The following is a 14909-nucleotide window of genomic DNA, read 5'->3' on the forward strand; positions in this document are numbered from 1 at the left end:
TATGGATGTTTATAAAAAAAAAAAACATAAATATTATAAAAATATTAGAAAATCGTAATATTTTATACCAAGTAACTAATAGAAATAATTTATATAATATTTTAAAAGAAAAAAATATTAATCTTTATTGTGGTTTTGATTTAACAGCAGATAGTTTACATATAGGTCATCTTATACAATTAATTACACTTCAATATTTTCAAAGATTAGGACATAAACCAATTATTTTATTAGGAGGAGCTACAAGTTTAATTGGTGATCCTAGTTTTAAATTTAAAACAAGACAAAATAATTCAATAGATCTTATAAATAAATGGCTTCAAAAAATTAGTTTACAATTAACGAATTTTTTAGATTTTAATTGTGGAAAATATAGCGCAAGTATAATTAATAATTATGAATGGTTCCATAAAATGGATATTTTATTTTTTTTAAAAAAAATAGGGAAACATTTTTATGTTAATCATATGATGAATAAAGATGCAATAAAAAAAAGAATGAAAAATAATAATATAGAAGGTGGAATATCTTTTAAAGAATTTTCTTATAATTTATTACAATCCTATGATTTTGCTTATTTAAATAAAAATTTTAATGTTATACTACAAATTGGTGGATCTGATCAATGGGGACATATTGTTTCTGGTATTGATCTTGTGAAAAAAATTAATAAAAAAAAAGTTTTTGGTTTAACAACAAAATTAATTGTTAAAAATGATGGAACAAAGTTTGGAAAAACAGAAAATAAAACTATTTGGTTAGATTCTAAAAAAACTAGTCCATATAAATTTTTTCAATTTTGGTTAAATATACCAGATTCCACAGTATTTAATTTTTTATATATGTTCACTAATTATGAAATTAATTTTATTAATTCTTTCAAACAAAAAAATCAAAAAATTAAAAAAGATAGTTTACAATATTTATTAGCTGAATATATGACAAAAATAGTTCATGGTGAAAAAAAATTAAACATATCAAAAAAAATAACTAATTTACTTTTTAATAAAAATATAAATGATTTATCAGAAAAAGAATTTTATACATTACTAAATAATATTGATAATCTTTATGTAGAAAACAAAAAATTTGATTTATCAACAATTTTAGTTTTAAGTAAATTTGTATCATCTCGTACTCAAGCACTTACTATGATAAAATCACGTGCAATATATATTAATAATGAAAATGTATTAGATAATTCATTTATATTTACAGAATATCATAAAAAATTTAATCATTTTACTTTATTAAGAAAAGGAAAAAAGAATTTTTGTTTAATTTATTGGAAATAAAAAATAATATAACTATAATTTTTATGCGTTCTAGAGGAATTGAACCTCTGACTTTCACTATGTCATAGTGACACTCTAACCCCTGAGTTAAGAACGCATATATTATAAATAAAATCTTAACATTAAATATAATATATGTATTTATTTTAATAGTCAATTTTTTGTATTTTCATAATACGTAATATAACTAAAAATGCTGCAACTGTTAATCCAATTATAAACCCAATCCAAAAACCAGCAGGACCCATTGGGGATACAATAAAATTAGTAATAGATAAAAAATAACCAATAGGTAAACTTATTACCCAATAGGAAAAAAAAGTAATTAAAAAAATAGATTTAGTATCTTTATATCCTTTTAATATACCACATCCGATAACTTGAATAGAATCTAAAATTTGATAAATAGATGCTAATAAAATTAAATGTGAAGCTAAATTTATAGTGTTTTTACTATGATTATAAAAAGAAGCTATTTTATTTTTTAAAATAATACTTATAAAAAAAATAAAAAAAGATATTATTATTCCTATAATTTGTGAAATCCAACTAATAATTTTTGCTTTTTCTTTATAACCTAAACCAAGATAAAATCCAATTATTATAGTTGTAGAAATACTTAAAGATAAAGGAATAACAAAAATAAATGAACTAAAATTTAAAGCTATTTGATGACTAATAATACTTTCTATTTCCATATTAGAAGATATTAAAAAAAAAACAATACTAAATAATGTTATTTCAAAAAAAATAGATAATCCAATAGGAATACCTAATTTTAGTAATTTCATTAGTATTTTAATATCAGGTTTATTAAATAAACTAAAATATTTAATATCATGAAATCGTTTAGATTTTGACATACATCCTAGAGTAAGAAAAAACATTATCCAATAGATTAAAACAATAGATATACTACATCCAATTCCTCCAAATTTTGGTATATAACCTAAACCATATATAAAAATATAATTTATAGGTATATATAAAATTACACCTAACCAATTAATTAACATATCTGGTATAATAAACGATAAACTTATACATTGGCATCTTAATACTTGTAATAATAAATATCCGGGTATACTCCAGGAAATAATTTTTAAATAAATTTTTGTTTTTAAAATTATAAATTTATTTTTAGATAAAAATGATATTAAAAAACCAATTTTATAAAAAATTAATATCATAATACAAGATATTATTATTACTAATAAATATGATTGTTTTATATAATTTGTTATATTTTTTCTCTTATTAGATCCATTAATTTTAGTAATAATAGGGATTAAAGATAATAAAATACCATGACTAAATAATATTATTGGTAATGATATTGATGTACCCATAGCTACAATAGCCATATCTATATTACTATAATATCCAGACATAATACTATTTATAATACTTATTAAAATACATGCTATTTGTGTTAAAATAATTGGTATTGTAAGATTAAATAATTTTTTTATTTCAATTAAATATTTTTGCACATATATCCTTTTTTACTTTTAATATTTATTGAATTTTACATAATATTATAAATATATAAATATATTTTTAAAAAAAAATTTGAAATTATTTAATATGATTAATATAATTAAATTTATTTAATAAAATTAAGGAAATTTTATGCAAATTTTAAAAAAGATTAAAGAACAAATAAAAAGTAACCCTATTATTTTATATATGAAAGGAAATCCCAATAATCCTAAATGTGGTTTTTCAAATAAAGCTGTAAAAATTATTATGTTTTATAAAATAAAATTTTATTATGTTGATGTTTTAAAAAATCCTGATATTAGAAATTTTTTACCAAAATATGCTAATTGGCCTACATTTCCCCAATTATGGGTAAATAATGAATTAATAGGAGGATATGATATTATATATTCACTACATAATACAAAAAAATTAAAAATGATTTTAAACTATAAAAAAAATAATTAATTTTATATATTTTAAAATAAAAATTTTGGAGGCCATCCTCCTATTTCTTTCCATTTATTAACTAATTTACAAAATAATTTAGCAGTACGGTTAGTATCATATAAAGCTGAATGTGCTTGATTATTATCAAAAGAAATTCCCATAGCATGACATGATTTAGCTAAAACAGTTTGTCCTAAAATTAAACCACTCATTGAAGCAGTATCAAATGTAACAAAAGAATGAAATGGATTATAATTTTCCATTTTTGTACGTTTTACAGCTTCCATAATAAAACTATGATCAAAATTAGCATTATGAGCTACTAAAACTGCTTTTTTACATTTATGTTTTTTTATATCTTGAGATATTTTTGAAAAAATAATTTTTAAAGCTTTACTTTCAGTTATAGCACCTCTTAAAGAAGTATTAATATTTATTCCATTAAAAGCTAATGCTTCATGAGATATATGAGATCCATTAAAAGGTAAAATATGAAAATGTAACATTTCATTTTTTTCTAACCAACCATTATTCATTTTTAATGTTATTATACTAATTTCTAATATAGCATGATATTTTGAATTAAATCCTGAAGTTTCAATATCAATTACAACAGGATAAAATCCTCTAAATCTAGAAGATAAAAGATTTAATTTTGATAACTTATTCATTTTTTAAAATTTTTAAAATGTATTTATATTAATTTTATATACATAAATAAATTATACTTTTATATAAAAAATTACAAGTAAAAATTACTATATATATTTTATTTATTAAATAAAATTTTATAATAAAAAATTATTCTATATTATTTAATAATAAATTATTAATTTAAAAAAATTATTAATTATAAAATTATATATTAATTTTATTAATTACAAATTATAACAATAAAAATTTATATTTTTAATTAAATTTTTATATAAAATAGAATTTTTTATAATAATAATAATTTTATTAATTTAAATTTAAAAAATATTTTTAATATAATTAATTTTATAATGTTTTTTTATTCTTTTTTTATTCAATAAAATATTATTAATAATATCAATCATTACTTCTGATGAAGTAAATAAATTTTTAATAAAATATATTTTTAAATTTTTGTTTAATATTTTTTTTATATTAATTTCTGTATTTTTATCAATATTAGAAATTAAAACCCATATTCCTTTTAGTATTAAAATTTTTTTTATAAAATCATCATAATGTAATAAACATTCACTATTTTTACCAATCCATAATCCTTTTAAATTTTTTTTATATAAAGCAAAATACATATAATTTTTATTATATTTTATTACAGTTATAATATTTGTAATTCCAGTTAATTTCCAAGATTTTTCGGCAATAATCATTAAATGAGATAAACCTATTTTAGGTATATTAAGTGCATAAGATATACTATCTATTATTGCTATACCTATTCTTAGGCTTGTAAAATTTCCGGGACCTAAATTACACCCTAATAAATTTAAATCAGTTAAAAATAAACTATTTTTTTTTAAAATATGATGAATTAAGTGTAATATATATTTAATATGTGAAAAAGGACAATATTTTTTTTCATTATAAATAATATTTTTACTTTTTAAAGTAATAAAACAATATTCAGTAGATGTATCAATAATCAAAATATTTTTATACATAAGATTTTATTATTAATTAAATATAAATTTATTGTTTAAAATTCAAATTATGTTATAATTTTACTGTTTTTGGTAAAATTAAAACTGTTTTTTATAAAAAAATTATTTTATTAAATAATACTATATATCATATAATAATTATTAATTTAATTAAGTTAAATTTTATTAAAAATATTAAAATATTAATAAAAATATTTAAACATTTATAATGTTATGAGATATAAAAATAATAATTGAGGATAATGTAAACTCATGACAACAATAGTTAGTGTAAGAAAAAATGGAAATGTAGTTATCGGTGGTGACGGACAAGCAACTTTAGGTCATATTATAATGAAAGGAAATGTAAAAAAAATTCGTAAATTATATAATGATACAGTAATTGCTGGTTTTGCTGGTGGTACTGCAGATGCTTTTACACTTTTTGAATTATTTGAACAAAAATTAGAAATACATCAAGGAAATTTAATAAAATCTGCAGTAGAATTAGCAAAAGATTGGAGAACAGATCGTATTTTACGTAAGTTAGAAGCATTATTAGTAATTGCAGATAAAATTACTTCTTTAATAATTACAGGGAGTGGAGATGTAATTCAACCTGAAAATAATATAGTTACTATTGGTTCTGGTGGCCCATATGCACAAGCCTCTGCACGTGCTTTATTTGAAAATACTAATTTAAGTGCATATGAAATAGTAAAAAAATCTTTAAATATTGCAGGAGATATTTGTATATACACTAATCATAATTTTACAATTGAAGAATTGCCATCTAATTAATATATAAATAAGCATGAGGAAAATGCTAATTATGTCTGAAATGACTCCAAAAGAAATAGTTAATGAATTAAATAAATTTATCATTGGTCAAGAAAATGCAAAAAAAGCTGTAGCTATTGCGTTAAGAAATCGTTGGAGACGCATGCAACTTGATGAAAATTTAAGGCAAGAAGTAACTCCTAAAAATATATTAATGATAGGACCTACGGGAGTAGGTAAAACTGAAATTGCTCGTCGTTTAGCAAAATTAGCTAATGCACCTTTTATAAAGGTAGAAGCAACTAAATTTACTGAAATTGGTTATGTAGGAAAAGAAGTAGATTCAATTATTAGAGATTTAACTGATGTTGCTATAAAAATGATACGTATAAAAGAATTTAAAAAAAATTGTAATAAAGCAAGAAAAATGGCTGAAGAGAGAATTATTAATGCATTAATACCTAATAAAAATAATTGGAATCAAGATGATAATATTACATCTATTCGTGAAAAATTAAAAACTAAATTAAAACAAGGATTATTAGATAATCAAGAAATTGAAATTAATATATCAAGTTCTCCTATGGGAATTGAAATTATGGCACCTCCAGGTATGGAAGAAATGACAAGCCAATTACAATCATTATTTCAAAATTTAGGAGGTAATAAACAAAAAAAACGTAAATTAAAAATTAAAAATGCTATTAAATTACTTTTAGAAGAAGAAGCAAATAAATTAATTAATAACGAGAATATTAAACAAAAAGCTATAGAATCAGTTGAACAAAATGGTATTGTATTTTTAGATGAAATAGATAAAATTTGTAGAAGAAATAATAATATATCTTCAGATGTTTCACGAGAAGGAGTACAACGTGATTTATTACCATTAGTAGAAGGATGTACAGTTTCAACAAAACATGGAATGGTTAAAACAGATCATATTTTATTTATTGCATCAGGATCATTTCAAATATCTAAACCTTCTGATTTAATTCCTGAATTACAAGGTAGATTACCAATAAGAGTAGAATTAAAAGCTCTTACTAGTAATGATTTTGAAAGAATTCTTATAGAACCAAATGCTTCTATCACAGTACAATATAAAGCATTATTGGCAACTGAAAAAATAAATATTATTTTTACTGAAGATGGTATTAAAAGAATAGCTGAATCTGCTTGGAAGGTAAATGAAACAACAGAAAACATAGGAGCAAGAAGATTACATACTATTCTTGAACATTTAATGTCAGATATATCTTACGATATTGATAAATATAATAATAAATCGATTACTATTGATAAAATTTATGTAAGTAAACATTTAGATTCACTAATTATAAATGAAGATATTAGCAGATATATTTTATAATAAATTAATTATTATGTTTAAATAATAAATATTAATCATTTACATTTAGTGATTATATTTTTAGATTACATAATCTTAAATAAGTAAAATAATATTAACTATTTCTTTTTTTTAGAATTTCTATAATATTATTTAAATTAATATTTTTAAATTTTAAAAGTATAATTAAATGATAGATTAAATCTGCTGTTTCTTCAATAAAATCTGTTTTATTATCATAATTTGCAGCTATAATAGTTTCTATAGCTTCTTCTCCTACTTTTTGTGATATTCTTTTTAAACCACTTTGATATAATTTATAAGTATACGAAAAAGGTTTCATATTATCCTTTTCTTTTTTTTTATCTAGATATTTTTCTAATAAATATAAAAAAGTAAAATTTGATGTAAATTTTTTAAAACAACTATATTCATTTAAATGACATGTTTTATTAATTGATTCTACTAAAATGAGTAAAGTATCTTTATCACAATCTGTAGTAATATTTTTTAAAATTAAAAAATTACCTGTTGTTTCTCCTTTTGTCCATATTTTTTTTTTAGTTCGAGAAAAAAATGTAACTTTTTTTGTATTTAAAGTTATTTTTAAAGATTCCTTATTCATATAAGCATGCATAAGAATTTGTCCAGAAATTTTATGTTGTATAATAGTAGGTATTAATCCATTAGTTTTTATCCAATTTAAATTATCTACAAAATCTTTTTTTAACATATTCTTACCTCTATATTTTTTTTGTATAAAAATTGTTTTAATACTTGAATATTAATAATATTTTTATGAAAAACCGATGCTGCTAAAGCGCCATCTACATTAATTTTTTTATTAAAAACATTATAAAAATCTTTTTTAGAACCTGCTCCTCCAGAAGCAATTAAAGGAATTTTACAAATTTTTCTTATTTTTTTTAATTGTTTTAAATCATAACCATTACATAATCCATCCTGATTCATCATATTCAATACTATTTCACCTGCTCCCAAATCTTGTACTTTTTTAATCCATTCAATTGTTTCCCAATTAGTTATTTCAGTATATTTTATATTACCAGTATATTTGTAAACATAATATTTTTTTGTTACACTATTATAATAAGAATCAACACCCACTACAACACACTGTGTACCAAAATATTTTGATAATTTTGTAATTAAAGAAGGATTATTTAATGCAGGAGAATTTATAGATATTTTTTCAGCTCCTAAATGTAATATTTGTGCAGCATCACTTATTGATTGTATTCCTCCTGCTACACAAAAAGGGATATTAATTAAATTAGATATTTGAGATATCCATTTTTTATTAACTAATCTATTATCAATTGATGCTGTAATATCATAAAATATTAATTCATCTGCTCCTTCTTTATCATATTTAGAAGCTAATGATAAAATATCTCCTATAATTTGATGATTCTTAAATTGTTTACCTTTTACCACTTTATTTTCATAAACATCTAAACAAGGAATTATTCTTTTTGCCAACATAAATTAGCCTCTTTGAAAGAAAATATTTTTTCTAAAAAAGCTCTTCCAATGATTATATCTTTTACTCCACTTTTTTTTAAGTTTTTAATATCTTTCAAAGTAGAAACACCTCCTGATGCTTGAAAAAATACTTCTGGGTATTTTTTTACAATTTCAGTATAAAGATTTATATTTGGTCCTAATAATGTACCATCTTTAGAAATATCTGTACATAAAACATATTTTAAACCTATATTTAAAAATTGTTCTATAATATCTTCAAAAATAATATTACTTTTATTTTGCCATCCATTAATAAAAACTATTTTTTTATGATTTTTATCAAATTTAATATCCAATGCTAGAATTAAGGAGTATGGATTATATAATTTAAACCATTTTTTAACATTATCAAGATTTTTTATAATTGAAGAACCTAATATAACTTGTGCATTAGGTATTAAATTAAAAATAAAATCTATATCTGTTTGAGTTCTAATACCTCCTCCTATTTGTATAGAAATAAAATTAATTTTAGATAATTCTTTTAATAAAAATATTTGTTTTTTACTAGGATCTTTTGCACCATCTAAATCTATTAGATGTATTTTTTTAGCTCCTTGTTCTAAATATTTTTTAATATAAAAAAAAGGTTTGTGTAAATATTTACGTTTAACATTAAACTTACCCTGATGTAATCTAACAACTTGTCCTTTTATTAAATCAATAGCTGGAATAATCATTTTTTTGTTTTATATTTTTAAAAAATTTTTAATTAATTGAATACCATTATTTCCTGATTTTTCTGGATGAAATTGCACTCCAAAAAAATTATCTTTTTGTATAGCAGAACTAAATAAATTTTCGTAATTTGTTTCAGCTATAGTATAATTATTTAAATGAATATTATAACTATGAGAAAAATAGAAATAAGATCCTGTATATATATTATGAAATAATGGAGATTTTTTTGTAATATTTACTTTATTCCATCCCATATGAGGAATAGGAACATTTTTATTATTCATTAAATATGTTGAATAATTTAAAATTCCTAAAGTATTTATTCCTTCATTTTCTTCACTATGTTTTCCTAAAATTTGCATTCCTAAACATATTCCTAAAATATCTTTTTTACAATTTTTAATTAATTTTAATAAATTATCATTTTTTAATTTTTTTATTGCAGAATATGCTGAACCTACTCCTGGTAAAAAAATTTTATCAGCATTTAAAATTAAATTTTTATCATTTGTAATTTGAGATCTAAATCCTATTTTTTCAATAGTAGATTGTAAAGAGTAAAAATTACCACAAGATGTATCTAAAATAACAATATTCAATTTAATACTCCTTTTGAACTGGGAATAATATTATTTACAATTTTTATTGCTTGCTTTAAAGTACATCCGAAGGATTTAAATAAACTTTCAATCTTATGATGGTCATTTTCTCCATTAACTTTTAAATATATATTACATGACATAGAATATGATAAAGAATAAAAAAAATGTTTAACCATTTCAGTACTTAAATCACCAATTTTTTGATATTTAAATTTAGCATAATATTGTAAATATGGTCTACCTGATAAATCTATTGCACATTTTGCTAGTGATTCATCCATTGGTAATAAAAATCCAAACCTATTAATTCCCTTTTTATTACCAATAGCTTTTGATAAAGCTTTTCCTAATGAAATTGCAATATCTTCTATTGTGTGATGATCATCAATTTTTAAATCTCCTTTACTAGAAATATTTAAAATAAATCCTCCATGTATTGCTATTTGTTCTAACATATGATTTAAAAAATTAATCCCTGTATTAATTATACTTTTTCCTTTTTTATCTAAAAATAATTCTACATATATTTTTGTTTCTTTTGTTACTCTTTTTATTATAGCATATCTTTTAAATGGTGTTAGTTTACTTAAAATATTTAACCAATTACATTTTTTTTTATTATATAAAATACCATTAATGCCAATATTATTTGCTAATTCTAAATCTGTTAAACGATCACCTATAACATAACTATTTTTTTTATCTAAATTATTATTTAAATAAGATTTTAACATTGTTGTATTTGGTTTTCTGCATATACAATTATTATATGAAAAATGTGGACATATAAAAATATCTTCAAATTTTATATCTTGAGATTTAAAAATATTAAGCATAAAATTATGTGGTATATTAAAATTTTTATAAGGAAAAGATTTAGTACCTAAACCATCTTGGTTTGTAATAATTACAAATAAGTAAGATAATTTTTTTAGTTTTGATAAAACAGTAATAACATGTTTTTCAAAAAAAAGTTTATTTATATGATCAATTTGATAATTATCTTTAGGTTCAGATATTAATGTACCATCTCTATCTATAAAAAGTATTTTTTTTAACATATATAAAATTCTATTTATAATAATAATTAATTATCTTAACAAGATAATTTTTTTAATTCAAAAATTAATTTTTTACATTCATTAAATGTTCCTATTGTAATTCTTAAACAATTTTTTAATCTATTTTCATGATTTTGATTTCTAACAATTATTTTCTTTTTATATAATTCTTTAAAAATATAATGAGAATTAAAAAATTTTATTAAAACAAAATTTGTTTCACTATAAAATATTTTTTTTATAATTTTATAATTTTTTAAATTATTAATTAACCATTTTTTATTATTAATAATTTTTTTTACATTATTTTTCATAATAATTAAATTTTTAGGATATAGAGCTTGTATAGCTATATCTATTACAGGATTAGGTATTGGATAAGGAGCAATAACTTTTTGTAAAATATTAATGATTTTACTATTAGTTAATATAAAACCACAACGTAAACCAGCTAATCCAAAAGCTTTTGATAAAGTTCTTAATATAATTAAATTATGATATTTATCTATTAAATTAACTAAAGTTTTATTTATACAAAATTCAATATATGCTTCATCAATTACAATAATTATTTTATTTTTAACTAACTCTAAGAGTTTTATTATATTATTTTTATTTATACAATTACCTGTAGGATTATTAGGATGACAAATAAATATTATTTTAATATTATAAAGATTTTTTTTAATAAAATTAATATTTAATTCCCAATTATTTAAACTATTAATCATAATATATTTAATATTAAGTATTTCAGCATTAACACGATACATATCATATGTTGGAGGACAAAATAAAATTTTTTCTTTTACAGGATCACAAAATGTACGCATAATTATATCTATACCCTCATCAGCTCCTCTAGTAACTAAAATATTTTTATAATTTAAATTTACATATTTACTATAAAAATTAATCAGTTCTCGAGATTGTGGTTCTGGATATTTATTAAATGTTTTTTTATTTAAAGAAAAAAGAGAAATAATAGGAGACTCATTTGCATTTAATAAAATTGTATTATTATTAATATTATTATGTAATAATCTTGCTGATTTGTATGGTTTAAGACTAAAAATATTTTTTCTAACCATATTATTTATATTAATATTTTTAATATTTAATAAATTTTTATTAATAAAATTTTTTCTTATAGTAATAGCGTTACTGTGACCTAATAAATTTTCTGATTTTGACATAATTTCTACTGTATTAGAAATATTTAATAATCCTTTTTTTGTTAATTTTTGTACAGACATTTTTTTTTGGAAATCATATACTCCTAAACAAGAATAAGTTAATGCATGTCCATAAGTCGGTAAAACATGATTTGTTCCTGATGCATAATCTCCAGCAGATTCAGGAGACCAATTACCTAAAAAAATTGATCCAGCATTGATAATCTTAGGTAAAATTTGACGATAATTTTTACATTGAATTATAAGATGTTCAGGAGCATATTTATTTACTATTTTAATACATTCTTCCATATTTTTGACTATGATAATATAACTTTTACTAAGAGATTTTTTTGCTATTTTTTTTTTAGGTAATTTTTCTAATTTTTTATAAAGTTTGTTTTGAACTAATTTTGCTATTTTTTCTTCAGTAGTAAGTAAAAATACTTGTGAATCAATTCCGTGTTCTGCTTGTGATAATAAATCAGCTATAATAAAATTATAGTTTGCTGATTTATCTGCTAAAATCATTAATTCTGATGGACCAGCAGGCATATCTATAGAAACATTTTTATCAAAAATTTCATTTTGATTAGTAATTTGTCTTTTAGCCTCTGTAACAAAAAAGTTTCCTGGACCAAAAATTTTATTTACTTTATTAATAGATTCAGTACCAAAAGCCATCGCAGCTATAGCATGAGCTCCCCCTATTTGAAAAATATTTTTTATATTACATAAATATGCAGAAAATAAAATTTCATTAGATATAGGAGGAGGAGAACATAATATAATATTTGGACATAATGCTAATTTTGCAGGAATTCCTAACATTAATACAGTAGAAAAAAGTGATGATGTACCTCCGGGTATATATAATCCTACTTTAGATATAGGTCGATAAATTTGATGACAAAATACACCAGGTATAATTTTAATTATTTTTTTTCTTAGTAATTGAGATTTATGAAATTTATGTATATTATTATATGCTTGTTGTATAGCATTTTTAATATCTTTTTTTAAAAAAAATTTTGAATTATTTATTTTTTCTTTATTTATTTTTAATTCATTAGTTTGAATTTTATCAAATAATAAATTATATTTTTTTAAAGCAGTATCACCTTTTTTTTTAACTTGATTTAAAATTTCTGTTACATTATGTTTAATTTTTTTATCAATTGAAAATATTGGTCTAGATAGTATTTGTTTTTTTTGAATTTTATCAGAATTATTCCAGTATATAAGATTATTTATAATAGTCATTTTCATTCCATAATTTTTTCAATAGGTAAAACTAAGATTGAACTTACTCCTAATAATTTTAATTTTTCCATTGTTTCCCAAAATAGTGTTTCACTACTTACCATATGCATTGCTACTTTTTGAGTATTACCAATTAATGGTAGAATAGTAGGATTTTCAGCACCTGGTAATAATGAAATTACCTCTTTTAATTTTTTATTAGGAACATGTAACATTATATATTTTGATTCTCTAGCTTTTATAACTCCTTTAATTCTAGTTAATAATTTATTTATTAATTTTTGTTTAATTTCTTTAATTTTACCACAACGCTGTATTAAGCATGCTTGAGAATTATAAATAACTTTTACTTCTTTTATACCATTTGCTTCTAAAGTAGCTCCAGTAGATACTAAATCACAAATAGCATCCGATAAACCTACTCTTGGTGCTAATTCAACAGATCCATTTAACATACAAGGTTTAAATATAATATTATGTTTATCAAGATATTTTTTTAGAATATTAGGATAAGATGTTGCAATACAAGAATTTTGTAGAGATTGTAATCCTGTATAATTTTTATTAATAGGTATTGCTATTGATAATCTACATATCCCAAAATCTAATTTACGTAAAGTTAAATAATTAGCATTTTCACCTTTTGATAAACGAGTTAAAACCTCTTCTTCCAAAACATTTTTCCCAATAATTCCTAAATCAACAACTTCTTCCATAATTAATCCTGGAATATCATCATCACGTACTCTTAAAATATCAATTGGCATATTTTCTGTAAAAGCTATTAAACGTTGTTGCTGAAAATTAATTTTAAGACCACACTTTTTTAATAATTTACTAGATTCTTTACTTAAACGACCAGATTTTTGCATAGCTATTCGTAAACGATTATTATCTAGCATGCTTTATATCCTTTTTTTAGAATAATTTGAAATTCTTATAAAACATTTTACTTAAAATTAATTTTTATGATTTTAAATAAAATTAAATTATTATTTCAACTAAAATAAATTATTTTTATTAAAATAATAAATATTTTTTATTTCAAAATTATTTAAGTATAAAATAATTTTGATATTTTTTATATATTAAAATAATTATTTTTTTATTTTTTTGTATATCCTAAATCATTATTTATAGGATTTTTTGCTGAAATACGAGCTAATTTATCGCATTCATTATTCATTTTATGATATGAATGTCCTTTTATCCAATTCCAATTTACATTATGTTTTAATAACACTAAATCTAATCTTTTCCATAAATCAATATTTTTTACTATCTTTTTTTTATTACGTATCCAATTAAATTTTTTCCAATTATATATCCATTTTGTAATACCTTCTTTTAAATATCTACTATCAGTAGATATACAAATATTACAACTTTCTTTTAAAGATTCAAATGCTATAATAGAAGCCATTAATTCCATTCTATTATTAGTAGTTAAAAAAAAACCTTGAGTTAAAATTTTTTCATATTTATTATATTGTAAAATAGCTGCACAACCTCCTGGACCAGGATTATATATACAAGAACCATCTGTAAAAATATTTATATTTTTATACATATAACTTCTTTTTAAAAATT

The 14909-nt window shown here is 20.3% G+C and carries 15 protein-coding genes, 1 tRNA gene and 1 pseudogene; 4 read left to right on the plus strand and 13 right to left on the minus strand.

Going from position 1 to position 14909, the window contains the following annotated elements; translation table 11 throughout:
* Positions 1-5: 5 nt before the first annotated feature.
* Positions 6-1295, plus strand: coding sequence for a tyrosine--tRNA ligase (gene tyrS / locus GJT90_RS00535; RefSeq protein ID WP_168919959.1), 1290 nt, complete (start codon positions 6-8; stop codon positions 1293-1295).
* 24 nt (positions 1296-1319) lie between these two features.
* On the opposite strand, the gene GJT90_RS00540 is transcribed toward tyrS, so the two are convergent.
* Positions 1320-1392: transfer RNA gene (locus GJT90_RS00540), tRNA-Val, on the minus strand.
* Positions 1393-1441: 49 nt separating this feature from the next.
* Positions 1442-2788, minus strand: coding sequence for an MATE family efflux transporter (locus tag GJT90_RS00545; RefSeq protein ID WP_168919960.1), 1347 nt, complete (start codon positions 2786-2788; stop codon positions 1442-1444).
* Positions 2789-2927: 139 nt separating this feature from the next.
* Between GJT90_RS00545 and grxD the strand changes: the two genes are divergently transcribed.
* The gene (gene grxD, locus GJT90_RS00550) at positions 2928-3245 is read left to right on the plus strand and encodes a Grx4 family monothiol glutaredoxin (protein WP_168919961.1); all 318 of its coding nucleotides are present in this window, start codon (positions 2928-2930) and stop codon (positions 3243-3245) included.
* 11 nt (positions 3246-3256) lie between these two features.
* Here the strand turns inward: grxD and rnt are convergent, their stop codons facing one another.
* Together rnt and tsaB are read right to left on the minus strand one after the other, a co-directional pair.
* On the minus strand, positions 3257-3898 hold the full coding sequence (gene rnt / locus GJT90_RS00555; protein ID WP_168919962.1) for a ribonuclease T: 642 nt from the start codon (positions 3896-3898) through the stop codon (positions 3257-3259).
* A gap of 300 nt (positions 3899-4198) precedes the next feature.
* Positions 4199-4879, minus strand: coding sequence for a tRNA (adenosine(37)-N6)-threonylcarbamoyltransferase complex dimerization subunit type 1 TsaB (gene tsaB / locus GJT90_RS00560; protein WP_168919963.1), 681 nt, complete (start codon positions 4877-4879; stop codon positions 4199-4201).
* Between the two features lie 252 nt (positions 4880-5131).
* Here tsaB and hslV point away from each other — a divergent pair, with 252 nt between their 5' ends.
* Positions 5132-5659, plus strand: coding sequence for an ATP-dependent protease subunit HslV (hslV, locus tag GJT90_RS00565; protein WP_168919964.1), 528 nt, complete (start codon positions 5132-5134; stop codon positions 5657-5659).
* A gap of 31 nt (positions 5660-5690) precedes the next feature.
* Positions 5691-7010, plus strand: coding sequence for an ATP-dependent protease ATPase subunit HslU (gene hslU / locus GJT90_RS00570; RefSeq protein ID WP_168919965.1), 1320 nt, complete (start codon positions 5691-5693; stop codon positions 7008-7010).
* Between the two features lie 94 nt (positions 7011-7104).
* Here hslU and hisIE read toward each other — a convergent pair whose 3' ends face one another.
* The 9 genes and pseudogenes from hisIE to rnhA form a co-directional block, all read right to left on the minus strand.
* Positions 7105-7722 carry a bifunctional phosphoribosyl-AMP cyclohydrolase/phosphoribosyl-ATP diphosphatase HisIE gene (gene hisIE / locus GJT90_RS00575; RefSeq protein ID WP_168919966.1) on the minus strand — a complete coding sequence of 206 codons (618 nt, stop codon included), beginning with the start codon at positions 7720-7722 and terminating at the stop codon, positions 7105-7107.
* Entirely contained in the window at positions 7716-8495 is a 780-nt protein-coding gene (gene hisF / locus GJT90_RS00580) for an imidazole glycerol phosphate synthase subunit HisF (RefSeq protein ID WP_168919967.1), read from the minus strand. Before hisF ends, hisIE begins: the two co-directional genes overlap by 7 nt.
* Complete coding sequence (locus GJT90_RS00585) at positions 8477-9217, minus strand: 1-(5-phosphoribosyl)-5-[(5-phosphoribosylamino)methylideneamino]imidazole-4-carboxamide isomerase (protein ID WP_168919968.1); 741 nt, start codon at positions 9215-9217, stop codon at positions 8477-8479. Before GJT90_RS00585 ends, hisF begins: the two co-directional genes overlap by 19 nt.
* Before the next feature lie 9 nt (positions 9218-9226).
* Positions 9227-9817: an imidazole glycerol phosphate synthase subunit HisH gene (gene hisH, locus GJT90_RS00590; RefSeq protein ID WP_168919969.1), complete on the minus strand. Its 591-nt coding sequence runs from the start codon at positions 9815-9817 to the stop codon at positions 9227-9229.
* Positions 9814-10881, minus strand: a complete 1068-nt coding sequence (hisB, locus tag GJT90_RS00595) for a bifunctional histidinol-phosphatase/imidazoleglycerol-phosphate dehydratase HisB (RefSeq protein WP_168919970.1) — start codon at positions 10879-10881, stop codon at positions 9814-9816. The genes hisH and hisB overlap by 4 nt, the downstream gene beginning before the upstream one ends.
* Before the next feature lie 35 nt (positions 10882-10916).
* On the minus strand, positions 10917-11972 hold the full coding sequence (gene hisC, locus GJT90_RS02240; protein ID WP_246223063.1) for a histidinol-phosphate transaminase: 1056 nt from the start codon (positions 11970-11972) through the stop codon (positions 10917-10919).
* Positions 11973-12026: 54 nt separating this feature from the next.
* Positions 12027-13325: pseudogene (hisD, locus tag GJT90_RS02245) on the minus strand (histidinol dehydrogenase); the annotation flags it as partial.
* Entirely contained in the window at positions 13322-14221 is a 900-nt protein-coding gene (hisG, locus tag GJT90_RS00605) for an ATP phosphoribosyltransferase (RefSeq protein WP_168919971.1), read from the minus strand. The gene hisG and the pseudogene hisD, both read right to left, overlap by 4 nt.
* A gap of 203 nt (positions 14222-14424) precedes the next feature.
* The gene (gene rnhA, locus GJT90_RS00610; protein ID WP_168919972.1) at positions 14425-14889 is read right to left on the minus strand and encodes a ribonuclease HI; all 465 of its coding nucleotides are present in this window, start codon (positions 14887-14889) and stop codon (positions 14425-14427) included.
* Between the last annotated feature and the right edge of the window lie 20 nt (positions 14890-14909).

The sequence above is a fragment of the Enterobacteriaceae endosymbiont of Donacia dentata genome (assembly GCF_012570745.1).
In the GTDB taxonomy this organism is placed as follows: Bacteria; Pseudomonadota; Gammaproteobacteria; order Enterobacterales; family Enterobacteriaceae.